General features: G+C 63.1%; 20 protein-coding genes. 7 read left to right on the plus strand and 13 right to left on the minus strand.

The features are described 5' to 3' along the window. The 3 genes from ABEH27_RS08080 to tssI form a co-directional block, all read right to left on the minus strand. Positions 1 to 718 (minus strand): DUF2875 family protein (locus ABEH27_RS08080; RefSeq protein ID WP_346613054.1); only part of this gene is annotated, 718 nt, incomplete at its 3' end. After that, positions 715 to 2,739 carry a DUF3274 domain-containing protein gene (locus tag ABEH27_RS08085; RefSeq protein ID WP_346613055.1) on the minus strand — a complete coding sequence of 675 codons (2,025 nt, stop codon included), beginning with the start codon at positions 2,737 to 2,739 and terminating at the stop codon, positions 715 to 717. The genes ABEH27_RS08080 and ABEH27_RS08085, both read right to left, overlap by 4 nt. Continuing rightward, entirely contained in the window at positions 2,736 to 5,291 is a 2,556-nt protein-coding gene (gene tssI, locus ABEH27_RS08090; protein ID WP_346613056.1) for a type VI secretion system tip protein TssI/VgrG, read from the minus strand. The genes ABEH27_RS08085 and tssI overlap by 4 nt, the downstream gene beginning before the upstream one ends. A 167-nt stretch (positions 5,292 to 5,458) precedes the next feature. Between tssI and ABEH27_RS08095 the strand changes: the two genes are divergently transcribed. After that, entirely contained in the window at positions 5,459 to 6,205 is a 747-nt protein-coding gene (locus tag ABEH27_RS08095) for an SDR family oxidoreductase (protein ID WP_346613057.1), read from the plus strand. Positions 6,206 to 6,214: 9 nt separating this feature from the next. Here the strand turns inward: ABEH27_RS08095 and ABEH27_RS08100 are convergent, their stop codons facing one another. The 4 genes from ABEH27_RS08100 to ABEH27_RS08115 all read right to left on the minus strand — a co-directional run bounded on the left by ABEH27_RS08100 (position 6,215) and on the right by ABEH27_RS08115 (position 11,545). Continuing rightward, positions 6,215 to 8,290, minus strand: coding sequence for a PAS domain-containing protein (locus tag ABEH27_RS08100; RefSeq protein WP_346613058.1), 2,076 nt, complete (start codon positions 8,288 to 8,290; stop codon positions 6,215 to 6,217). Positions 8,291 to 8,345: 55 nt separating this feature from the next. Next, positions 8,346 to 9,755 (minus strand): GntR family transcriptional regulator MpaR, encoded by a 1,410-nt coding sequence (gene mapR, locus ABEH27_RS08105; protein ID WP_346613059.1) that lies wholly within the window; start codon positions 9,753 to 9,755, stop codon positions 8,346 to 8,348. Positions 9,756 to 9,794: 39 nt separating this feature from the next. After that, on the minus strand, positions 9,795 to 11,183 hold the full coding sequence (ccoG, locus tag ABEH27_RS08110; RefSeq protein WP_346613200.1) for a cytochrome c oxidase accessory protein CcoG: 1,389 nt from the start codon (positions 11,181 to 11,183) through the stop codon (positions 9,795 to 9,797). 122 nt (positions 11,184 to 11,305) lie between these two features. Further along, complete coding sequence (locus ABEH27_RS08115) at positions 11,306 to 11,545, minus strand: DUF3203 family protein (protein ID WP_346613061.1); 240 nt, start codon at positions 11,543 to 11,545, stop codon at positions 11,306 to 11,308. Between the two features lie 157 nt (positions 11,546 to 11,702). Here ABEH27_RS08115 and ABEH27_RS08120 point away from each other — a divergent pair, with 157 nt between their 5' ends. Further along, the gene (locus ABEH27_RS08120; RefSeq protein WP_346613062.1) at positions 11,703 to 12,221 is read left to right on the plus strand and encodes an MgtC/SapB family protein; all 519 of its coding nucleotides are present in this window, start codon (positions 11,703 to 11,705) and stop codon (positions 12,219 to 12,221) included. A gap of 535 nt (positions 12,222 to 12,756) precedes the next feature. Here ABEH27_RS08120 and ABEH27_RS08125 read toward each other — a convergent pair. The 3 genes from ABEH27_RS08125 to ABEH27_RS08135 all read right to left on the minus strand — a co-directional run bounded on the left by ABEH27_RS08125 (position 12,757) and on the right by ABEH27_RS08135 (position 15,063). After that, complete coding sequence (locus ABEH27_RS08125) at positions 12,757 to 13,656, minus strand: hydroxymethylglutaryl-CoA lyase (protein ID WP_346613063.1); 900 nt, start codon at positions 13,654 to 13,656, stop codon at positions 12,757 to 12,759. Positions 13,657 to 13,676: 20 nt separating this feature from the next. Next, a complete protein-coding gene (locus tag ABEH27_RS08130) occupies positions 13,677 to 14,075 on the minus strand; it encodes a MerR family DNA-binding transcriptional regulator (RefSeq protein ID WP_346613064.1) in 399 nt (132 codons plus the stop codon). Between the two features lie 109 nt (positions 14,076 to 14,184). Continuing rightward, entirely contained in the window at positions 14,185 to 15,063 is an 879-nt protein-coding gene (locus ABEH27_RS08135; protein WP_346613065.1) for a helix-turn-helix domain-containing protein, read from the minus strand. A 131-nt stretch (positions 15,064 to 15,194) separates the two neighbouring features. On the opposite strand from ABEH27_RS08135, the gene pobA reads away from it, so the two are divergent. The 3 genes from pobA (at position 15,195) to ABEH27_RS08150 (ending at position 19,504) form a co-directional block, all read left to right on the plus strand. Beyond that, positions 15,195 to 16,382 (plus strand): 4-hydroxybenzoate 3-monooxygenase, encoded by a 1,188-nt coding sequence (gene pobA / locus ABEH27_RS08140; RefSeq protein WP_346613066.1) that lies wholly within the window; start codon positions 15,195 to 15,197, stop codon positions 16,380 to 16,382. Positions 16,383 to 16,787: 405 nt separating this feature from the next. After that, positions 16,788 to 18,578 carry a gamma-glutamyltransferase gene (gene ggt / locus ABEH27_RS08145; RefSeq protein WP_346613067.1) on the plus strand — a complete coding sequence of 597 codons (1,791 nt, stop codon included), beginning with the start codon at positions 16,788 to 16,790 and terminating at the stop codon, positions 18,576 to 18,578. A 44-nt stretch (positions 18,579 to 18,622) separates the two neighbouring features. Continuing rightward, a complete protein-coding gene (locus ABEH27_RS08150) occupies positions 18,623 to 19,504 on the plus strand; it encodes a LysR family transcriptional regulator (RefSeq protein ID WP_346613068.1) in 882 nt (293 codons plus the stop codon). 17 nt (positions 19,505 to 19,521) lie between these two features. On the opposite strand, the gene ABEH27_RS08155 is transcribed toward ABEH27_RS08150, so the two are convergent. The 3 genes from ABEH27_RS08155 to ABEH27_RS08165 all read right to left on the minus strand — a co-directional run bounded on the left by ABEH27_RS08155 (position 19,522) and on the right by ABEH27_RS08165 (position 21,026). Then, on the minus strand, positions 19,522 to 20,241 hold the full coding sequence (locus ABEH27_RS08155) for a TorF family putative porin (RefSeq protein WP_346613069.1): 720 nt from the start codon (positions 20,239 to 20,241) through the stop codon (positions 19,522 to 19,524). A gap of 76 nt (positions 20,242 to 20,317) precedes the next feature. Further along, entirely contained in the window at positions 20,318 to 20,698 is a 381-nt protein-coding gene (locus ABEH27_RS08160; protein WP_346613070.1) for a VOC family protein, read from the minus strand. Between the two features lie 76 nt (positions 20,699 to 20,774). Continuing rightward, the gene (locus tag ABEH27_RS08165; protein ID WP_346613071.1) at positions 20,775 to 21,026 is read right to left on the minus strand and encodes a hypothetical protein; all 252 of its coding nucleotides are present in this window, start codon (positions 21,024 to 21,026) and stop codon (positions 20,775 to 20,777) included. A gap of 177 nt (positions 21,027 to 21,203) precedes the next feature. On the opposite strand from ABEH27_RS08165, the gene ABEH27_RS08170 reads away from it, so the two are divergent. Both ABEH27_RS08170 and ABEH27_RS08175 read left to right on the plus strand, forming a co-directional pair. Further along, positions 21,204 to 22,559 carry a DUF3300 domain-containing protein gene (locus tag ABEH27_RS08170; protein WP_346613072.1) on the plus strand — a complete coding sequence of 452 codons (1,356 nt, stop codon included), beginning with the start codon at positions 21,204 to 21,206 and terminating at the stop codon, positions 22,557 to 22,559. Beyond that, entirely contained in the window at positions 22,556 to 23,449 is an 894-nt protein-coding gene (locus ABEH27_RS08175; RefSeq protein WP_346613073.1) for a DUF2950 domain-containing protein, read from the plus strand. The genes ABEH27_RS08170 and ABEH27_RS08175 overlap by 4 nt, the downstream gene beginning before the upstream one ends. The last annotated feature ends 79 nt before the right edge of the window (positions 23,450 to 23,528 follow it).

Genomic DNA, 23,528 nt, shown 5'->3' on the forward strand with positions numbered 1-23,528 from the left:
GGTTATCGTCAAAGAACATGAACAGTCGCTCGATCATGCCTTGCGCATGGGTAGTGTTTTCATCGTCTTGCCAGAGAAACTGGGTAACGCCCAAGGTCGCAGCATTACGCCCTTCATTGATCAGGCCTGCTGCTCTGTACCCTTTGGCGTAGGGGTCGGGCGGCCCAAGCGCAAACACCGGGATTGGCCAGTACGCCACTGATTCACCTGCCGAATTCTTGAATGCGATACGGGTTTTGATGCCTGCAGAGTTTCTCCTGGAGGTTAATGACGGATTGTAGTCTTTCGCATCCTGCGAGTAGATCGAAGCGAAGTTGTCGTTCTTCTTTTTGATGAACTGCCAGATCTTGGACTGGCCGTCTGTGTAAATTCCAAGTCCAACTCCCCGAATTTCCAAGGCGTAGGTGCGGGCTTGGATAGCCTGGTGTTCGGCGTTTCTGAGCTCTATCTGGTTTCGATAATTGGCAAGCTCTGCTTTCTCACTTGCCAAGGCATTGCCCCACCAGTGAGTGCTAAATATCACCAGGAGTAAGCCGACGATAGCGGCAATGCCCCAGGCCATGACGGGTTTCATGTCGCGAAGTACCATGTCGGCTTCCTGTGCTTTGAGTTGGACGACCCAGATGAAGCTAAGCCAGAGCACAATGAGCACCCCGGCGATCAGTTGATAAGGTTTCAAGTTGGGCCGTGACTTAGGGGAAGGGGATAAGTCCTTCATCGGCCATCTCCTTTTACAGGTGCATCGGCTAGCAAGGACGGTGGCGTTAGCGAGACCAGTTCAGCAGACGGGAACACCCCCCGTTGATAATACTTACTACTGGCAGTCACCAATGCCTGAGCTTCCCTGCTCAGGCACGCCCAAGCTGGTAATTCTTTGATTATCTGAAAGACTTTTTTGTCCATCTTCCAATCCGCAATCGCAACCAACACCTCCCGCATAGCCGGATCATCGAGGCTGTGCGCCTGGCCAATCGCAATGTCCATCGCCGTTACCCAGCGTTGGTTCTCCGGGCTGCGCAAAACCGCCGAATGATAGCTGTTAGGGTCCATTTCATCCGGATCTGTGGGCATCCGGGCCTGGATTTCATTAGGCGTTTCTTCACGGAAAATGACGTAATGATCCTGGGTCTTCAGCATCGGATTACCCGACACGGGTTCTTGGCGTATGGCTGCTGTTTGATCGCCGGGCTCTTTGCCAGCGTTCCACCGAGCACGTTCTTCTTCCCGGTCGACCCGGGTAGGGTTGGTACGGACCTTGATCGATTTGAACTCGGCCATCGGGTTGCCCAACGCAGAGCGGATGCTGACGTCATCGGGGCCGTCCATACCTGCCTGGGTGGGGGTGCCGGTTACCGCCTCACCGCCGAACATCTGAGGCGCGTGGGGTGGGTTCAAGGATTCGGCATTGATCAGGCGTTCTTCACCTTTTGCTATAGGCGCTTGCGAGACCACTGCGGCCCCTGACCAGCCGCCTGGGTATCGGGGCTCTCCCTGCGCCCGCAGCACTGTTTGTTGTATGGCGTCACCGACCAGCACCGGCTCGCCGTTGCGATACCGCTTGGTCCACATGCGCTGGTAAAAGCGCAAGGCCTGCAACGCCGCCATCGCTGGTCTTCCGTCAGGCAAGGCGTTGGGCACGCCATAGGTACCGATGCCCTGGACGTCGTCCAGCGCGACAGTGGTGTCGTCCGGACTGAAGTACAGGTATACCTTGCCGCGATTATCACGCTCTGGAAAAACGGTGATGTTGCCGACCTTGTCCTTGCGCGTGCCCTGTGTGGGCGACCACTTTGGGCCCGTGCGACCGCCGTAGGTTTTGTTGTCCCTGAGTGCGGACAGCGGCGGCTGGGTATGAGGTGCCTGGGTGACCGCCGTGGCGATGTTGATCAGCGTCGCGAGTGTGTCATGGCCTTTGGGCGTGGCCTTGGGCAGGACACTGTAAGGCGTGTCCACCATGATGACTGTGTCGGCGCAGCGTTGGCCCTTATCGATCAACAAGGCCTGGGCCAGCAGGGTAATCAAGGTGCCTTGACTGTGGCCCATGATGGTAATGGTTTCATCAGGCGATATGCGACGGATCTCACTGACCAGCATGGCCAGTCGCGTCGCCGCCAACACAAAGTAACGCCGATGCGGCCCTTTTCCCATGTACTGAGGGTTGGATAGCGAGGGTTGCGCAAATATCCGGAGGAGCTTGGCAAAGCCTTTACCGTACATCTCCAGCAGGTTGTTGGTGGCGTTGGCGAAAAAACCGCCGCCCTTGGCAAAGTGCCGGTCCAGACGATTCTCGAAGACGTCCTGGTATTGGTCGCGCAGTTTGGTCGGATCGTTATTTTCATCGCGCTTGATCTCGCCAGGCTCGGCGCGATAGCCCCAGTAGAATGGGATCATCAGGCTGCGGGTTTTGGGATCGTCCGCGTCTCGCTGATAAAGGTACGTATCTGGATCGTCGAGTGTGGCTTTGTGATCCTCACCGCGTTCCTCAATCGGGATAACTTTCGCAGCATTGTAATCAGTCCCATACCGCCCCGCCTTCAGATCAGGCCGATCCAATCGCTCATTCACCCCCTGGCACAACCCCGTCTCTACCGACTCGTATGAAGCCCCCGGGTCATTCACGCCGTGCAAGAAGATCACCACCCCTGGCAGGTCGGCGGGCACCTCCATTTTGCGTTCGGTACTGAAGTTGGGTACCAGCCGGGTGACACTTTCAGCCACGGTAATTTGATCGCCACTCATTGGCTGCCTCCTTTGCTGCCGGTGCTGCGCAGGGCAGCCACTTGTGCCTGGTGCATCGCTTCGCGCTCGACGTGTTCGGTGAGCCCGCTGGCGTCGGTCAGGCCTTGTACAGTGCTGCCGTCTTCGAGCTTGATCTGGTAGGCGTGGTCAACGGCCATTCGCACGCTGTCGTCGGCGTGCCCCGGGTAGTGGAAAGCCAGGCGTTGCGCCGCCGGGTCGCGGGTGAATGCCGGTACCTGGGCGCTGTCGGTGTTGGGCCCGACCCAGTCATGCTCGCTGGCATGGACGATCACCTTGCCTTGGCTGCCGATTTCGACGCCGCCCCCGATCTTGATGTAACTGCCGTCATCGGCCACCAGGCGGATGGTTGGCGCGGTGACGACCACCTCGCCTTCGGCGGCCGACAGGTGCAGGTTTTTCTGTGCGTTGACGGTGATGTCGTCTTCCTGGGCCTGGACCAGCACTTTGCCGCGGTTGGCGATAGCACTGATACCCTCGTCCTGGGCGAAGGCAGCGATGCCCTTGCCGGCTTGCAGGCGCATGGCCGCGCCGCTGGTCAACTGCAGGTGGTCCTGGGCGGTGGTGTCGTGGTTAGCACCGGCATAGTGGATTTGCGAACGCGGTGTGGCACTGGTGATACCTGCCTCGGCCGCAACGGCCATGACTGGCTTGCCCGGGCTGTCGCTGTCGGGCGTTGGCCACTGTTTCAGCGCCTGGCTCAAGGCGTCGATGCCCTCGCTGTTTACCGCTGCCCCGCCTCGTGCGGCAGCGGTTTGCCCGAGGCTTTTGAACAGCGCCCCGCACTCGGCCAGCAGCGTCAGCAGCTCTTCGCGGTCCAGTTGCGCCCCCGTGGCGTCCTGGCGTGCATAGGTGGTCAGCAACATGCCTTGGGCCGCACGCAGGGCAATCGCGGCGTCGGTGCGCAATTCGGCCCCGTTGCCACGGGCCTTGGCCTGGCCATCAGTGCGTGGCTCGGTGAGCTTGCCCAGGTTGAGTGCTGTGGCCTGGTGCGTGGTGCCGACGCGGGCCCGCAAGGCGCCCGGTGTGTCATCGAACAACAGCTCGTTGAACCCACGGCCCTTGTGCTCCTGGGTCTGGATGCCGGAAAGCGCACGGTTGCCGGGCAGGCCGGAGGCTTTGCTGAAACGCGGCGGCGTTTGGTCGGCGTTGTACAGCACCGAGGTGACCACGGGGCGGTCGATATCACCTGCCAGGAAGGTGACCAACACTTCCTGGCCGATACGTGGCAAGAACTGATGACCGAAGCCACTGCCGGCGCTGGGCATCGCCACCCGCACCCAGGTGGTGCCCTGCGGCAGGCTGCTTGCGCGCTGCCAATGGAACCTGACCTGGACCCGCGCCAGTTCGTCGGTAAAGACTTCTTCCCCCTCCGGCCCGACCACGATCGCACTGAGCGGCCCATTGATGGTGGGGCGCGCCACGGTGATCGGGTGGCGATAAGGGATGCGCTGGCGAATACAGACAAATTGATTGTCGTAACCTGCCGGCTCATCCGAAAAGTAGTTGTTACGCCCGCGGTGCTCGACCGACACCAGCAGGAACTGGCGATCATCTGTTGCGCCGCCTTCATGGTCGAAGTGCTGGGTCAGCTCGAAGCTGTAGCCCGGCCGCATGGCCCGGCAGTTGCTGGTGCCGGTAAAGGTCTTGGCTTGGGCTTCGATGATCTCCAGGTGGCGACGGACCAGGGACTCACCCTCGTCGTGCAGGCCATGGCTGTAGGCACCGAAAAAATCATAGACCTCGTAGGGCGGGACGTCGCCCTGTTCATTCAGGCTGTCCATGTGGATGGACAATGGATTTCTTGGCTGCTTGTAATCGAAGGTCTGGATGGCCATCTTGCCCGGTTGCAAGGCCCGGTGACTACGCCACTGGGTGATCGAGTCACTGGTCTCGGTGACGAAGGCGCTGTGGTAGCGGATCTGCGGTTGTTCGGGCAGCGCTTCCAGGCCTTGGGATCGATCCGTGATGATCAGGCTGTGGCCGTCCTTGCAATGATCGAAGTAGAAGAACAGGCCGTCCTGCTCCAGCAAGCGCAACACGAAATCCAGGTCGGTTTCGCGGTACTGGGTGATGTAGCTGTGTGACTTGAGCGGCCTGAGCAGGCGAAACTCGTATTCGCGCAACCCACCATAATGCTCGAACACCCTGCGGATGACCGTTTCAACGGTCTTCTCTTGAAAGATCCGCGAATCCACACGACGCGACAGCATCCATAGCCATGGGCTCAGGGTCGCGCTGTAACGCGCCAGGCCACCGTCACTGCCGAGCAGGTTGAACCGGGTGATGTGACCATGGATGTGGCGGGTGCCGCCGTCGGCCAGTTCGATCTCCAGATGGGCGGGTTGCCCCATCAATGACTTGAGTTCGAGCCTGGCATCCTGGCTGATCAGTGCCAGCTCGAAGCTGAACAGCGTGGACAACCCTTCATTGCCGCTGAAATGCTCCAGCAATAACGCCTGGTCATCCTGAATAGGGGTAGTGAGTTTGATCAGACGGCGGTTCTGGGGTGCAAAAATACTCGTCAATTCCATTGACGTTGAATTCCTTGGCAAAACAAGCTGCGCAACCTATCACAGGTTGCGACAAAACCCGACGCAACGCGTCGAGCCATAGTTTGTCAAGTCGTGACGATCGTTCCAATAACAGGGCTTTTCCCCTATCGTCGAAGGTCCGTCCCCTGAACGATCCGTTAAACACCATGCACAAAGTCATCGTCATCACCGGCGCCAGCCGCGGCATCGGCGCGGCCACCGCCTTGCAGGCCGCCCGAGAGGGCTACCGCATCTGCATCAACTACCACGCCGACGACCAGGCCGCCGAAAACCTCCTGGCACAGGTCCGTGCGCTCGGTGCCGAGGCCATCACCGTGCGTGCCGACGCCAGCGTCGAAGATGAGGTGATCCAGCTGTTCCAACGCGTCGACCACGAACTCGGGCCGGTCACCGCGCTGGTCAACAATGCCGGCACCATCGGCCTGCAGAGCCGTGTCGAGGACATGTCCGAGTTTCGCCTGCTCAAGGTGATGAAAACCAATGTCGTCGGTCCGATGCTTTGCGCCAAGCATGCGCTGCTGCGCATGGCCCGACGGCACGGCGGCCAGGGCGGCGCCATTGTCAATGTGTCCTCGGTGGCCTCGCGCCTGGGCTCACCCAACGAATATGTCGACTACGCCGCCTCCAAAGGCGCCCTCGACACCTTCACCATCGGCCTGGCCAAGGAAGTGGCGGGCGAAGGCGTGCGCGTCAATGGCGTGCGCCCCGGTTACATCCATACCGGCTTTCATGCGCTGTCCGGTGACCCCGACCGGGTGGCCAAGCTCGAGCCAGGCCTGCCCATGGGGCGCGGTGGGCGCCCCGAAGAAGTGGCCGAGGCGATTCTCTGGCTGCTGTCGGAAAAAGCCTCCTACAGCACCGGCAGCTTCATCGACCTCGGCGGCGGCCGCTGATCGCGGCCCTCAGGGCAGCTCATCGGCCAGCAACTGGCGCACGCGTTCGGCCAGTACGTCCAGGTCAAAAGGCTTGGTCAACACGCTGGCCCCCTGCAGCAGCTGGCCGTCACTCAGCGCCGCCCTCTCGTCGTAACCGGTGATGAACAACACTTTCAGGTCGGGGTACTCAAGGCGGCAACGCTCGGCCAGCTGGCGGCCGTCAAGGCCATCGGGCAGGCCGATGTCACTGAGCAGCAGGGCTGGCGGCTCGGCATGTTGCAGGTAAGCCAGCGCTGCCGGGCCACTCTCGAACGCCTCGACCTGGTAGCCCAGCTCCTCCAGTACCTCGGCGACGACCAGGCGCAAGGCCATCTGATCTTCGACCAGCAGGATGCGTTGGCCGCTGGCGCGGCGGCTGTCCAGCAATGCCCGTCTGGGCGCGCTGGCCGGCACCTGGGGCTGCTCAGGGTGACGCGGAAGGTACAGCGTGATCCGAGTGCCTTCGCCAGGCGTGGAGAGCAGACGCACTTGCCCCCCCGACTGGCGGACGAAACCGTAGGTCATCGAGAGCCCGAGGCCCGTGCCTTGGCCCATGGGTTTGGTCGAGAAGAATGGGTCAAAGGCCCGCGCTGCCACCTCGGCGCTCATGCCGCAGCCGTTGTCGACCACGCTCAGGCGTACATAGTCCCCGGGTGGGAGATCCAGCGGTTGCGCGAGCTCAGGGTGCAGCACGATATTCTCACCCAGGATATCGACCGTGCCGCCGGCTGGCAGCGCATCGCGGGCATTGATGCACAGGTTGAGCAGCGCACTTTCCAGTTGCGGAGGGTCGATGAAGGTGGGCCACAGTTCGCTCGCGAAGTGGCTGCGCAGTGTGATGGATGGGCCAATGGTGCGGCGGATCAGTTCTTCCATGCCGCTGACAAGCGCGGTGACCTGGGTCGCGAGCGGTTGCAAGGTCTGCTGACGCGAGAAGGCCAGTAGCCGGTGTACCAGCGACGAGGCCCGTTGCGCGGAGTTGCTGGACAGGTCCAGCAAATGGGCCAACTCCTTGTAACGGGCCTGGGCCAGGCGTTGGTGCATCAATTCCTGAGCATTGAGAATGCTCCCCAGCAGGTTGTTGAAGTCGTGGGCGATACCGCCGCTCAGCTGGCCCACAGCCTCCATCTTCTGCGCCTGGCGCAGCGCCTGTTCGGCCTTGGCCAGGCGTTGCTGCTCCTGCACACGCTCGCTGATGTCGTAGGCGAACAGGTAGGCTCCCTGAACAGTGCCCTCGGGGGTGAGCAAGGCATTGAAGCGTAACTCGAAGTGACGCCGGTTCGGTGCCTGGCCAAAGGCCCCGGATGTGGTGAACTGCTCACCGGCCAGCGCGCGTTGCCACAGCGGCAGTATCAGGCAGTAGTCCGGCGAATCTTCACCCATCAGCGCGGGCATGTGGTCGCCGACGTCCGGCGTGCGCCCGTACAGGTGGTGAAAGTCCTCCTGTGCCTGGCGATTGACTGCCAGCCAACGCATGTGCTTATCGATCACATGCACATTGGCCATGCTGTGGTCGACCAACTCGGCGAACAACCGACGCTCGGCCAGCGCTTCGCTGACACGCTGTTCGAGTTCTTCGTTGAGCCGTTGCAGCGCTTGCTCGGCCTTGCGCCGTTCCGTCATATCCTGGAACAACACGGCCACCTGGCGCCGCTCGGGTGGTTCAACGCGAAACGTCGAAACGGCAAGCACGTGGCCGGTGGCAATCAGCTCCTGTTCGAACTGCAGAGGTTCGCCGGTACGCAGCACGGCGCCGTAACGCGCCACCCAGTCGTCGGCCTCGTCGGGGACCATCTCGCGCAGCTTCTGCCCCACCACGTTCGGGATCCCGGCATGCTTGGCATAGGCCGCATTGGCCATGACGTGAACATAGTCACTCAGCGGCCCATGCGGGCCGTCGAAGAACTCGATGACGCAGAAGCCTTCGTCCATGGTGTCGAACAGAGAGCGGAACAGGTCACTACCCAGCGCCTGCTGGTGTGCCTGGGCTGACTCAAGCTCGGCATTGCGCCGTTGCAGGGCTTCGACCTGCTGGCGCAGTTGCTGCAATTCGCGGTGGGGCATTGGGGCGTCCGGCACAGAGCAGTGCACAACTTTAGCCTGTGCGCCCCGGTGGCGGCTAGAACGATCGCACGATGCGCCCCAAGGTCTCCATGGCACGCTCGGCATCGTCATGCCAGGGGCTGCCGTAGTTCAGGCGGATGCAGTTACCGAAGCGTCGGGTGGGTGAGAAAATCGGCCCCGGTGCGATGCTGATGCCCTGGGCCAGGGCCATGTGGAACAGTTTCAGCGCATCCATCTGCTCGGGCAACTCCAGCCACAGGAAGTAACCGCCGGATGGCTGGCTGACCCGCGTCTGCGGCGGGAAATAGTTGGCGATGGCGGCGAGCATGTTGGCTTGTTGCCCTTCCAGGGCGTAGCGCAGCTTGCGCAGGTGACGGTCGTAGCCGCCGTGTTGCAGGTAGTCGGCGATGGCGGCCTGGGCCGGCATCGACGCGCACAGCGAGGTCATCAGTTTGAGCCGTTCGATTTTCTGCGCGAAGCGCCCGGCGGCTACCCAGCCGATGCGGTAGCCGGGCGCCAGGCTCTTGGCGAACGAACCGCAATGCATCACCAGGCCTTGGGTGTCGAAGGCCTTGGCCGGCTTGGGCGCCTGTTGCGAGTAGTACAGCTCGGCGTACACATCGTCCTCGATCAGCGGCACCTGGTGGCGCCGCAGCAGCTCGACCAACGCCTGTTTCTTCGCCTCGGGCATGCTCGCACCTACCGGGTTCTGGAAGTTGGTCATGCACCAGACGGCCTTGATCGGGTGCTTGTCCAGCGTCTGGCCGAGCGCGGCCAGGTCCATGCCTTCGCGCGGGTGCACCGGGATCTCCACCGCCTTGAGCTTGAGCCGCTCGAGCACCTGCAGGCAGGCGTAGAAGGCCGGCGCCTCGATTGCCACCAGGTCGCCAGGCTCGGTGACCGCCTGCAGGCACAGGTTCAGCGCTTCCAGTGCGCCGTTGGTGATCAGCAATTCTTCCATCGGCAACATCAGCCCGCCGACCATGTAGCGCAGGGCGATCTGCCGCCGCAACTGCGGGTTGCCCGGCGACAGGTCGGTGACCACCATGCGCGGGTCCATGGCCCGGCTGGCGCTGGCCAGCGAGCGCGACAGGCGCTGCAGCGGGAACAGTTCGGGGCTGGGGAAGGCTGAGCCGAACGGCACGGTGTTCGGGTCCTTGATCGATTCGAGAATGGAAAACACCAGCGCGCTGACATCCACGTCGGTCGATTCGCTCAGCGGCTCCAGCGGTTGCGGTTCGCTGAACTGGCGCGGCGCATGGGCGTTGACGAAATAGCCCGAGCGCGGCCGTGCACGGATCAGCCCGCGGCGCTCCAGCAGGTAGTAAGCCTGGAACACCGTCGACGGGCTGACCCCGTGGGCCTGGCTGGCATAGCGTACCGAAGGCACGCGCTGGCCGGGGCCGAGCACCCCGGAGCGGATCAGTTCGGCAATGTCGTCGGCAAAGCGTTCGTAGCGTTTCATGGGGGCTCGGCAAGCAAGGTGAACAGTGAGTGTAAGGGATCAGCGGTTGACCGGTGCGACGAAGCGGCTGTGGGCCACGCTGCGGATCGCCGGTTGATCGCTGTCCTGGATTTCAAAGGCCAGTGCCTGCGAGCTGCTGGCGGGGCGCTCGGCAAGCATGGCCACCGACACCGGCAGTTCGCTCATCTCGCCGGCGGGGATGACCAATTCGGTCTTGCCATGCAGCTCGAAGCCGTCGGCGTCCAGCAGGCGCAGATGATAGCGCTGGCTTTGCTCGGTCTTGTTGATGACCTTGAGCAAGTAGATGTTCTCGATCTGGCCGAGGGCGTTCTCACGGAACAGGCCACGGTCCTTGATCACATCCAGCGACACCATGGGGCGCAACTGCAAGGCCGCCACCAGCGCACCGATCATCACCAGCAAGGCCACCGCATAACCCACCAGCCGCGGCCGCAGCCAGTGCGTGGTGCCGCCTTGCAGGCTGTGCTCGGACTTGTAACCGATCAGGCCGCGCGGGTAACCCATTTTGGCCATCACGTTGTCGCAGGCATCGATACAGGCGGCGCAGCCGATGCAGGCCATCTGCAGGCCTTGGCGGATGTCGATGCCGGTGGGGCAGACCTGCACGCACAAGGTGCAGTCGATACAATCGCCCAGGCCTTGCGCGCGCGCGTCGCTGCCCTTTTTGCGTGGGCCGCGTGATTCGCCGCGGCGCGGGTCGTAGGCCACGGCCAAGGTGTCCTTGTCGAACATCACGCTCTGGAAGCGCGCATAAGGGCACATGTGCAGGCACACCGCCTCGCGCAGCAAGCCTGCGTTGATGTAGGTGGCAGCGGTGAAGAACACGACCCAGAACAACGCCACGCCGCCCAGTTGCAGGCTGAACAGCGCTTGGGCCAGTGGGCGGATGGGTGTGAAGTAGCCGACGAAGGTCAGCCCCGTGAGCACACCAATCGCCAGCCACAAGCTGTGCTTGAACGTACGGCGCGCCAGCTTGTTCAGGCCCCAGGGCGCGGCGGCCAGTTTGATGCGTTGGTTGCGGTCGCCTTCAGTGACTTTTTCGCACCACATGAACAGCCAGGTCCACACGCTTTGCGGGCAACTGTAGCCGCACCACACACGGCCGGCGTAAACGGTGATGGCAAACAGGCCGAACGCGCAGATGATCAGCAGTGCCGACAGCAGGATGAAGTCTTGCGGCCAGAAGGTGGCGCCGAAGATGTGAAACTTGCTGCGCGACAAGTCCCACAACACGGCCTGCCGGCCGTTCCAGTCGAGCCAGGCAGTCCCGAAGAACAGCATGAACAGCAGGCCGGCGAAGCCAATGCGCAGGTTGCGGTACAGGCCCGTGAAACTGCGGGTATGGATACCGCTGACGGCAGGCCGCTTGGGGGCGGCCAGTTCGATGACTTCGATTCGGTCGTTCATGGCTTCGGTGCTCATCGCGCCTCGATCAGGCATGAGCACTATGAGCGCCGAGCTGTTTCCAGCACAGGCTCAGATTTCACCATTAAAACCGTATCAGATTGCCGCCAAATGTTGCTGAAGCCTTAAATCACCGAGCCTGGAACGCTGGCTTTCAGATGCCTGCGGCTATCCACCGCACCGGCTACAGTCAGCGCGTCGGCTTCGCTTTCGGTAATCGGTACACGCTGACCGGCCAGCAGCGCCACGGACATGTGCAGTTGTTCATCGGTGATGATCTCGATGTCCGGGCCTTCGCCTTCGATGCGCAGGTCTTCGCCAATGAGCGTGCAACGGCGTGTGCTTTCTTCGATTTCGATGGGCATGGGGTGGCTCCTCCGGGGTGCGGTTAACAGTTGTGACCGCAGGCCATGCAGGGTTGCTGCATTGTTCGGCCGGGCGGGCACTTTGCCTGATGTGCAGGGGTCAACCATCCAGGTGCCTGTATCGGCCTTTTCGCGGGCAACACATGAGTACTCACCCATGGACGTCATCTGGCAAACCATCCAGGCGGAATTCGCCGACATCACTGACGAACAGGAAGTCACGCGCATCCTCCTGCGCTTGTTGATGGCAGCGGTGCTGGGCGCTGTGCTGGGCTTCGAACGCGAGCACAAAGGTAAATCTGCCGGTGTGCGCACGCACATGCTGGTGTCCATGGGGGCCGCGCTTTTCGTGTTGGCGCCCAGCATGGCCGGGGCCGACGATCAGGCGCTGAGCCGGGTGGTCCAGGGCATCGTCGCGGGCATCGGCTTTCTCGGCGCGGGTACCATTCTCAAAGGTAACGGGCGGGATCCCAGCCATGTCAAAGGCCTGACCACCGCTGCCGGGCTGTGGATGACGGCTGCGATCGGCACGGCGGCGGGTATGGGGCGCGAGGCGACCGCCCTGATCAGCACGCTAATGGCATTGCTGGTGCTGGCAACGATGCCGTTGGTTGTGGACAAGGTAGAAAGGGAGAACGAAGAGAAGCAGAGAGAGGAGGGGAGCGGGAAGCACTGAGGGGAGCCGAAGCTCCCCTCAAAGCGTTGTTGCCTGCTCTTTTCTTATTATTGAGACCGGCCTTTTGTTGTTTTTGTAAGCCTGTCCTGGTGTTACGGGCGACCCCCACCCGGGGTCAAGAGCAAACGTATTTTTTTGAGCGCTGACCTGCTTTCATCCTGAGGATCCGATGCTGACTGCCGCTACCTTGAGGTAGTTTTATTGTTCTGTGCCAGCTCGCGGGGGCGTACCCCTGAAAAACCTGCCTACTTCAAAAAGATCTGCTTGCTGCGCCTCTGCCGTGTTGTTTTTGTTATGTCAGAGCCGGTGCATGTTGTTTTTATTGGGTGTCACGTTTTTTTTTGTTGTTGTACCAAAGATATAGCAGGTGCCGTGCCAACTTTAGAAAACCCTTTAAAATCAAAGACTTGATCGAAAATGGAAAAATCGGGCCACCTGAAATTCTGTCGAATTGTTTCCCTGTTACCCGATTTTTTGCTGGAGCCTGTGGGGGCGGTAACACTCCACCCACACAGATGTGACAGGCGTGTGAACCCTAGTGCGCGCTGCGTGCCCGCGCCACGCGCGAACCATTGGCCCGGCCCAGTACGCCGCTGATGCGTTGCCCGGCCGCGATCAGCCGGTCGAGGTCGATACCGGTTTCGATCCCCATGCCGTGCAGCAGGTACACCACGTCTTCGCTGGCGATGTTGCCCGTGGCGCCTTTGGCGTAAGGGCAGCCCCCCAGCCCGGCCACCGAACTGTCGAACACACTGATGCCTTCGAGCAGGCTGGCGTACACATTGGCCAGCGCCTGCCCGTAGGTGTCGTGAAAATGCCCGGCCAGTTGCGCACGCGGCACCACGGCCGAGACCACCTCGAAAAGCCGCCGGGTATCACCTGCGGTGCCCGTGCCGATGGTGTCGCCCAGCGATACCTCGTAGCAGCCCATCTCATGCAGGGCCTTGGCCACCGGGGCGACCTGTTCGGCACTGACCTTGCCTTCATACGGGCAGCCCAGCACGCAGGAAACGTAACCGCGCACCCGCACGCCGTGGCTGCGCGCTGCCGCCATGATCGGCTCGAAGCGCTTCAGGCTGTCGCTGATCGAACAATTGATGTTGCGCTGGGAAAACGCCTCGGAAGCGGCGGCGAATACGGCCACTTCCTTCACCCCGGCCGCCAGGGCGTCCTCGAAGCCACGCAGGTTGGGCGCCAGGGCCGCATAGGTGACGCCTGGGCGCTGCTGGATGCCGGCGAACACTTCGGCAGAGCCGGCCATCTGCGGCACCCATTTGGGCGAGACGAAACTGCCAACTTCGATGTAGGCCAGGCCAGCGTCGGTCAGGTCATCGACCAGCCGCACCTTGTCGGCGACGCTGATGGGCTGGGCTTCATTCTGCAGGCCGTCGCGGGGGCCGACTTCGACCAGGCGGACTTTTTCGGGCAAAGGCATGGCGGGGTTCCTGTGGCGGGTCAACGGTTGTCGTTATTGTTCAAGGTGGCGGCCAGGGCTTGTTCGCAGCGTTCCTGGGCGGTGTCCAGCTCCAGTTGCATCTGGTGGATGTCTAGCATTTGTTGTTCAAGCTGGGCGCGACGCTCGGCGATCTTCCCCAACATGCTGTTGAGCTGCTTGAGGTTGCCGCTTGTGGGGTCGTACAGTTCGATCAGTTCACGGCATTCGGCCAGTGAGAAGCCGATGCGCTTGCCACGCAGGATCAGCTTCAGGCTGACCTTGTCGCGTGCCGAATAGATGCGCTCCAGGCCGCGCCGCTCCGGGCTCAGCAGGCCCTGTTCCTCGTAAAAGCGAATGGCGCGGGTGGTGATGTCCAGCTCGCGGGAAAGGTCGGAGATGCTGTAGGTCTGGCTACTCATGCTTGGGCTCGGCGTGGGGTATGCCAGTATCCTGAATGCAGGTTGACGTATACGTCAAGCAGGGCGGTGGAGATGTGCTTGTTCACCGGCCTCTTCGGGCTACCGCCAATCATTCAGGCTGCACTGAACGCCGATAGCCATTGGGCGTCTGCCCGCTCAGGCGTTTGAAGAACCGCGCAAAGTAGGTCGGGTCACTGAACCCCAGGCTGTCCGACAGCTGCCCGATGCTCATGCGTGTGTAGATGAGGTTGCGCCGGGCCTCCAGCAACAGCCGTTGATGCACCACTTGCAGTGCGGTCTGCCCGCTCAATGCCCGGCACAGCTGGTTGAGCTGCAGGCTCTGGATGTTCATCCGGGCGGCGAAGTCCTCCACCGACAAATGCTCACGGTAGTGCGCCTCGACCAGGCGCAGGTATTGCCCCAAGAGCTGCCGGTCACGCTCATCGCGGTTACGCGGCGCCTGGCCCAGTTGCTGCCGGCGGCTGATCCACACCATCAGCGCGGTCACCAGGGCTTCGAGCAGGGTTACCCGTGCCGGCTCGTGGCCCTGGTATTCCTGCTGCAGCGTCTCGACCAGGTTGCGCAGCCGCACGCGGTCCTTGCCCAGCGGGTAACACGCAGCCTTCGTCAATACGCTCAGCGGCGCGCCCAGGCGTTGCTCCAGGTCGGCCACCAAGGCCGTACCGAAGGTCAGCACATGGCCCTGGATGTCGGCGCTGAAGCGAAAGCCGTGCACGGTCAGCGGCGGCACCACCTGGATGGCGGCCTCGTCGACGACGCTGCGCACGCCCTCGATCTCCACCTGGGCCTGGCCACGCTGCACATACAGCAACTGGAACAGCTCGGCGTGCTGGTGCGGCTTGATCTCCCAATGGTGCAAGCGGCTGCGCGCGGGGATCGACTCGCAATGCAGCAGGTCGGTACCGGGCCAGGCCTGGTTTTCGCCATAGAGCTGGAACAACGGTACGCCGGGGAGGCTGGATTTCATGTTGAGAATACCTGTCCGGTAATCGAACGCTTTTTGTAAAAGTGCAGGTTTTGCATGGGATAGCACACTTAATTGGCCAGAGTTGCCAGTAAAAATGCAAGTGCGAACCCTAATAGCACGAGACAACAACAATGAAAACTCAGGTTGCAATCATCGGGGCTGGTCCGTCCGGCCTGCTGCTTGGCCAATTGCTTTACAAGGCCGGAATCGACACGGTCATTCTTGAACGCCAAACCCCTGAATACATACTCGGCCGCATCCGTGCCGGGGTGCTCGAGCAAGGTACCGTAGACCTGCTGCGTGAAGCGGGGGTTTCCCAGCGCATGGACCACGAAGGGCTGGTCCATGAAGGTGTCGAGTTGCTGATCGGCGGCCGGCGCCAGCGCTTGGACCTCAAGGGCCTGACCGGTGGCAAGACGGTCATGGTCTACGGCCAGACCGAAGTTACCCGCGACCTGATGCAGGCACGCGAGGCCAGCGGCGCGCCGATCATCTATGCCGCCAGCAATGTCCAGCCACACGAACTGAAGGGCGAACGGCCCTATGTCACGTTCGAGAAGGACGGGCAAACCCACCGCCTGGACTGTGATTACATTGCCGGTTGCGACGGCTTCCACGGTGTTTCCCGGCAGAGCATCCCGGAAGGCGTGCTCAAGCATTACGAGCGCGTCTACCCCTTCGGCTGGCTGGGCCTGTTGTCCGACACCCCGCCGGTCAATCATGAACTGATCTACGCCCACCATGAGCGCGGCTTCGTGCTGTGCAGCCAGCGCTCGCAGACGCGCAGCCGCTACTACCTGCAGGTACCGCTGGAGGAACGGGTGGAGGACTGGTCCGACGAGCGCTTCTGGGGTGAGCTCAAGGCCCGATTGCCCGAGGATGTGGCGGGGCGCCTGGTGACTGGCCCGGCGCTGGAAAAGAGCATCGCGCCGTTGCGCAGCCAGGTGGTCGAGCCGATGCAGTATGGCAACCTGTTCCTGGTCGGCGACGCCGCGCACATCGTGCCGCCCACCGGCGCCAAGGGGCTCAACCTGGCGGCCTCGGATGTCAATTACCTGTATCGGATCCTGGTCAAGGTTTACCGCGAGGGGCGTACCGACCTGCTGCAGCAGTATTCACCGCTGGCGCTGCGCCGGGTATGGAAAGGCGAGCGCTTCAGCTGGTTCATGACCCAGTTGCTGCATGACTTCGGTGAGCACAAGGATGCCTGGGACCAGAAGATGCAGGAAGCGGATCGGGAGTACTTCCTGTCGTCCGAGGCGGGGTTGGTGAACATTGCCGAGAACTATGTGGGGTTGCCGTTTGAGGAGGTGGTGTAAGGGTGTGTAGGTGCATGCCGGGAGGTTTTTGGCGCGCTTGAGATCGAGCGCCGCCCGCGCGGCGCATCGCGAAGCGCTTGCCTTGAGATCTTCAGCGCCCTTGAGATCGAGCGCCGCCCGCGCGGCGCTTCGCGGGGCAAGCCCGCTCCCACATTTGTTGCAACGTGCCATGGCCTGATAGGCCATAGTTGTCAGCCTTGGAGGCTCGACGAGGTTTTTCGGCTGGCGCTGCTGCCGCCTCGCCTGACTTAAGTCATGCGCCAAGGCGAACAACCATGGCCTGACTGGAACGGCAGGTTGCAATAAATGTAGGAGCGGGCTTGCCCGCGATGCGCCGCGCGGGCGGCGCTCGATCTCAAGCGCGCCAAAAGCCCCGCGTCATGCACTTCGAAAGGACACCCCCCAATGCAATTCCCGACCCACCTCATCTGCACCATGTCCCTGGCCCTCGCCACCCAATACGCCTCTGCCGACCAACTGCTCCCCGCACCCCCCGAGCTGCAATCCGGCTACCGCAGCGGCCTGCAACCCGTGCACGCCACCCGCCATATGGTCGCCGCCGCCAACCCCCTGGCCAGCGAGGCCGGGCGGGCCATGCTGCGGGCCGGCGGCAGCGCCATCGATGCGGCAATCGCCATGCAGATGGTGCTCACCCTGGTCGAGCCGCAATCCAGCGGCATTGGTGGCGGAGGGTTCATCCTGTACTGGGATGGCCAGCGTGTGCAGGCGTACGACGGCCGCGAAACGGCGCCGGCGACGGTAACGGAAAAGTTGTTCCTGCAACCGGACGGCACACCGATGCCGTTCAGGGACGCACAGATCGGTGGACGCTCGGTGGGCGTGCCCGGCGTGCTGCGCGCCCTCAAGCTGGCCCACGACCAGCATGGCAAGCTGCCGTGGAGTGAGCTGTTTGCCCCGGCCATCGCCCTGGCGCGCAAGGGTTTCCCGGTTTCGCAGCGCTTGCACACTCTGGTGGCCGGTGACCCTTTCATTGCCGGCTCACCGGCAATGGCCCGGTATTTCCTCGATGGCCAGGGCCGGCCACTGGCAGTGGGCACGTTGTTGCGCAACCCGGAGCTTGGGCAAACCTTCGAGCGGATCGCAGCGCAGGGTGTCGACGCGTTCTACACCGGTGACATCGCCGAGGCCATGGTTGCCCAGGTGCGCAGCCACGCCAATGCCGGGCAACTGTCGATGCAGGACTTGCGCCAGTACCAGGCCCGGGAGCGCACACCGCTGTGCGGCCCTTACAAAGCCTGGCAAGTCTGCGGCATGCCGCCGCCGTCCTCGGGCGGGGTGGCCGTGCTGCAGACCCTGGGCATCCTTGACGCACTGCAGCGCAGCCACCCGCCGCGCGACCTGGCAACCCTGCCGCCGCGCATCACGTCGTCCGTGGCAGGCCTGGAGCCGGCCCCACTGGCAGTCCACCTGATCGCCGAAGCCGAGCGGCTAGCCTACGCCGACCGCGCCCAGTACCTGGCCGACACCGACTACGTGCCGGTCCCGCTCAAGGCGTTGACGGCTCCTGCCTACCTGGCCGAGCGCGCCAAACAGGTCGGTGACTTCAGCATGAAGTACGCGCGCCCAGGCAAGCCGCAGGGCGCGGACCTTGCCTTGGCCCCCGACCGCTCCCCCCTGCGCATTTCCACCTCGCACCTGTCGGCGGTGGACGACAGCGGCCAGGCCCTGGCCATGACCACGTCGGTGGAGGCGGCGTTCGGCTCGCACCTGATGGTCAGGGGCTTCCTGCTGAACAACCAGCTCACTGACTTTTCCTTCATCCCGCAGGAAAACGGCAAGCCCGTGGCCAACCGAGTGCAGCCTGGCAAGCGCCCGTTGTCCGCCATGGCGCCGACCTTGGTGTTTGCACAGGGCTCGGGCGAGCTGGTCGCCAGCCTCGGATCGCCGGGTGGTTCACAGATCATCGGCTACGTGAACAAGGCGCTGGTCGGCCTGCTGGACTGGCGGCTCGACCCGCAGCAGGCCAGCAACCTGCCGAACTTTGGCAGCCGCAACGCCGGTACCGAAGTGGAAGCCGGGTTGACCAGCCAGGCGTTGATCCGCCAACTGGCAGCCTGGGGCCATGAGGTCACGCCCATGCCCATGACCAGTGGCATGCAGATCATCCAGCGCACTGCCACCGGGTGGGCGGGTGGCGCCGACCCGCGCCGCGAAGGCGTGGCACTCGGTGATTAGCCGTGGTAGAAGTCAGCTTTGCCATCCATTAGTTGAATACCAAGATGTCCATCAGCGTGAAATCGAATAGAGCCCTGTTCGACCTCGACCTGCTGCGCGCCATTGTCGTGGTGGCCGATTGCGGCAGCTTCACCACTGCCGCTGCACGCCTGCACTCGACCCAGTCGACCATCAGCCAAAAAGTCCGGCGCCTGGAGGACATGGTCGGCCACCGCCTGCTGGTGCGAGGCAACCGCGACGTGCTGCCTACCGACGCCGGCCAGACCTTGCTCGGCTATGCCCGGCACATGCTGGCGCTGAACGACCAGATGCTCGAAGCGCTGGCCGGGGCCATGGTCGGCGTTACCGTGCGCCTGGGCGTGCCGGAAGACTTTGTCGGTGGGCGCACCACCAATGCGTTGTCGGCCTTCAGCCGGCTGCACCCGCAGGTCAAGCTGGAAGTCACCAGCGGCCTGTGTCGCGACCTCAGCCAGGCCTACGACAACGGTGAACTCGACCTGGTGCTGCTCAAGCAGCGGCGCAATACCCGCGAAGGCGTCGCCTGCTGGCCCGAGCGCCTGCAATGGATCGACAGCGCGCGCATGCCGTCCTTCGAGCTCGACCCGATCCCGCTGGTGACCTTCCCGCCACGTGGGCTGTACCGCGAAGACATGATCAGCGCCATCGAAGGCATGGGCCGGCGCTGGCGCATCAGCTTCACCAGCTCCAGCCTCAGCGGTATCCAGGCGGCAGTGGCCGATGGCATGGGCATCAGCCTGCTGCCACCGCGCGCTGCCACCCGCGAACATCGGGTAATGGGGCAGCAGCAGGGGTTGCCGGAGGTGGACAGTTACGAAATCGTCATCCTCCACCGGCCGACGGCGGACGTGATGATCAAGGCGCTGGCCGAAGTGATGACAGAGTTGCTGGCGGGGGGAGGGATCTGACGCCATGCCCCCGCAGGCTAAAAGAAGCTGCGCTGGGCCTTGAGCGTGACCATGCTGTCGCAGTAGGTGTTGATGCCCGCGTAGGCATCACAGCCACCACCGCTGAGGTTGGAGTTGCTGTAGATCAGGTTGAGGTCGATGCCAAGCCAAGGCCGCGACAGCTCCAGCGACCAGTCCGAAAACCCGTTCACCTGGCTGCCGTCACCGATGGTGAAGGGGGTGCCCAGGCGATGGTGGGCGAGCTTGACGGTGAAGTCGGCATCGAGCAACGGCAACTGGCCGAAGTCGGCGAACAGGGTACCGGTGCGGTTGTCCGGGTTGTCCCGCCAGGCGCCGCCGATGCGGCTGCCCATGATCGATATGCCGCCATACAGGGCATAGCTGTCGGGCCCGGCGATATTGGGCTGGCTGTAGTGGATCAGGCCCACTTCGTAACCCAAGGTGCTGTCGAAATGGTCCTTGTAGCCCAGGTAGCTGTCCAGGCGCAGGGTGGAATCGGGTGTCACGCCCATGCTCGGCGCGTATTGGCCGAGGTACCAGCCGCTGGGATGGCTGAGGTCCAGGCCACCGTGGAAGGCGCCGACCGCGCTCGGCGAGATCAGCCCTTGGGCCATGCTGCGTGAAGGCGTGGTGCCGAGCTTGAAGTCGAAATCGCCCAGTTGGCGCTGGATCTGCTGCGCCTGCAGCGCCTGGCTGAACAGAAGGGCCACACTCAACAACAGAAGGGGCCTGATCATGGTCACCGTCCTGGAAGGCTTGCTCTTGAGCGGCACAGGATACCCGTGTTGCCGAGCAGGGAAAACCACATGGCACTCATTGAAGGGGTTGGGAAATCTCGATCAGGTTGAGGTCCGGGTCCCGCACGTAGACCGACAGGATCGGCCCGGTCGCCCCGGTGCGCTCGACAGGCCCCTCGATGATGGGCCATTGCGCCTGCTCCAGGTGGGCGATCACTGCCTCCAGGCTGACGCTGGCGATGAAGCACAGGTCGAGTGCCCCAGGCACGGGCAGGTGGGCCTTGGGTTCGAACTCATGGCCGCGCACATGCACGTTGATTTTCTGGTTGCCGTATCGAAAGGCCAGGCGGCCAGCGCCGAAGGTTTCCAGCTGCATGCCCATTACTCGGGTATAGAAGTCGGTGCAGGCTTGCACGTCGACGGTAGTCAGCACCAGATGGTCCAGGTGGTCGATCATTGGCAACCTCAGTGGTAAGGGCTGAAGGGTTCAGCCCGGCAGCCACCATGATAGAGCGCCCCGCACGTCTTTCAACTCAGCCACTGAACCCAGGTTGCGTCTCGACCACCTCGGTCACCACTTGCGGGCTTGCCGCGCGCAGGATCACGCGCTTGCGCAGTTCGTACTCATCCAGCGACAGGGCTTGGCGCTGAATGGCTTCGAGTTGCAGCTGGCGGTTTTCTTCGGCGGTGTAAGGGCGCAGTTCGGGGTGGCTGGTGCAACCGCTGAGCACGGCAATGCCAGTGGCGGTCAGGGCAGCGAGCAGCAGGCGGGCCGTGGTGTTCATTGGAAGCTCCAGAGTACGGGGGCAAGTGGCGAATCGATGGAGCTAGGTTATGGGGTGAGCGCGATCAGTAGAAATTGCCCCTCTCGATAGTGACTATTGATGTCGGCAAGTACGGTGTGCAAAACGCAGCCTTTGCTAGGCTTACACCCCACGCGGCTTCACCCCGAGGGAACTGTGATGCGCATGCCATTGCTATGTATCGTGTCGGCGGTGCTCTGCCTGAGCGCTGCGTCGGGTTTTGCCCAGGGCGAATCGCCTCCCGCACCTGCGCCCTCGGCCGCTGAAGCACAGTCGGCCAAACAGCCGGTGTTCAATCAGGAACAGCTCGACCAGATGCTCGCGCCCATCGCGTTGTACCCCGATGCACTGCTGGCGCAGGTGCTGATGGCTGCCACCTACCCCGGGGAAGTGGCCGAAGCGGTGACCTGGTCCAAGGCCAACCCCAAGGCCCAGGGCGATGATGCCGTCAAGCAAGTCGCCAAACAGCCCTGGGACCCTAGCGTTCAGGCGTTGGTAGCGTTCCCGCAGGTGCTGGTGGTGCTCGGGCAGGACCCGGTCTGGGTGCAGCGCCTGGGGGATGCCTTCCTGGCCCAGCCCGATGATGTGATGGGCGCCGTGCAGCGTTTGCGCCAGCAAGCGAAGGCGGCAGGCAACCTGCAAAGCAATCAGTACCAGAACGTCACGGTGCAGGCTGCCCCGGCTTCGACCGCCAGCAGTGCGCCGGCCAGCACCATCATCATCCAGCCGGCCGACCCGCAAGTGGTCTATGTGCCCACCTACAACCCGACCACCAGCTACGGCACCTGGGCCTACCCGGCTTCGCCGCCCGTGTATTACCCGCCCTCGCCGCTGTATTACGCGGGGACGGCGCTGATGGCCGGGCTGGCCTTTGGCACCGGGGTGGCAATTGTCAATTCGTTGTGGGGCGATTGCGATTGGGGGCGCAACGACATCGATATCGACGTCAACCGCTACAACAACATCAACGTGAACAACCGCATCGGCAACAACCAGAACACCTGGCAGCACAACGCCGTGCACCGTGATGGCGTGCCGTACCGCGACAACCGCAGCCGCCAGCAATATGGGCGACAGCTTGACGGGGCGAGCCAGCGTGCGGCGTTCCGAGGCGACGACGCCCAGCGTGCCCAGGCCCGCGACCGCGCCCGCGCGTCAATGGACAAGGCGGGCATCGAACGGCCGGCCACCAGCAACCGCCAGGCCCGTGACCAGGTGCGCGAAGCCCAGGCCAACCGCCCGCGTGCCACCGACCGCCAGCCGCAGGCCAGAAGCAACCGCGACAATCCGCAGGCCCGCCAGACGCTGCAGAACAGGCCGAACAACAGTGCCGGCAGGGCGCGCGACAATGCCTTCGAGGGCGTACGCTCACCCGCGCGTACCACGGCCCTGGCCGATCGCGGCCGCACCAGCCAGACGCTCGCCCAACGGCCGAATGCATCGCGCGCGGCGGGGCACGCCATCTCCCGGCCCAGCGCGCCCATGCGCCGCGGCGGCGGAGGAGGCCGGCGATGAACAGGACAATCCTCACGGTTTGCCTGGTTGCCCTGGGCAGCGCAGGGTCAAGCCTGGCCGCCGCTCAGCAGGCATTCCCGACACCTGAAAAGGCCGTCGAAGCCTTCGTCCAGGCGTTGGGCACGGAGCATGCCGACCAGGCGCGCCTGGCGCAGTTGCTCGGTGACGACTGGCGCACCTACATCCCTCGCGAAGGCGTGCAGCGCAGCGACGTCGATGCCTTCCTGCAGCAGTACCACCAGCAGCATCAGGTCGAACAGAAAGGTGATCGCCAGGCGGTACTGGCGGTAGGCAGCGAGCACTGGACCTTGCCGATTCCGTTGGCACAGAGTGCCAGCGGCTGGCGCTTCGACCTCAAGGCTGGCAGCGCCGAGATCCGTGCACGGCGCATCGGCCGCGATGAGCTGGCGGCCGTGCAGTCGCTGCTCGCCTACCACGATGCGCAGATGGAGTACGCCTCGCAAGACCGCAACGGCAACGGTGCCCTGGAGTACGCCCAACAGATCTTCAGTACCCCCGGCAAGCACGACGGCTTGTACTGGGAGGGCGAGGCGGACGGCCAGGTCAGCCCGTTAGGCCCGCTGTTCGGCCAGGATGCAGTGGGTGACGACTGGTACGGCTATCACTTCCGCATCCTCGACGCCCAGGGCCCGTCGGCCCCGGGCGGTGCCTACAGCTACCTGATCGGCACGCAAATGAGCCGTGGCTTCGCCATGGTCGCCTGGCCTGCAAGGTACGACGACACCGGGGTGATGAGCTTCATGGTCAGCCACGACGGCCAGGTGTTCGAGAAAGACCTGGGGCCGCAGGGCGACAAGCTGGCCAAGGCCATGCAGCGCTTTGACCCGGATGACAGCTGGCAGGTGGTTGCAGTCGACGGCAGCGACTGAGCGGCTTGGCCCTACCGATTATCGTGGACAACGGTGGAGGTTTTGGCATGTCGAATCAGAGCCGGGGCGAACCACTCGG

The organism is Pseudomonas sp. P39-UII1 (assembly GCF_039672635.1).
In the GTDB taxonomy this organism is placed as follows: Bacteria; Pseudomonadota; Gammaproteobacteria; order Pseudomonadales; family Pseudomonadaceae; genus Aquipseudomonas.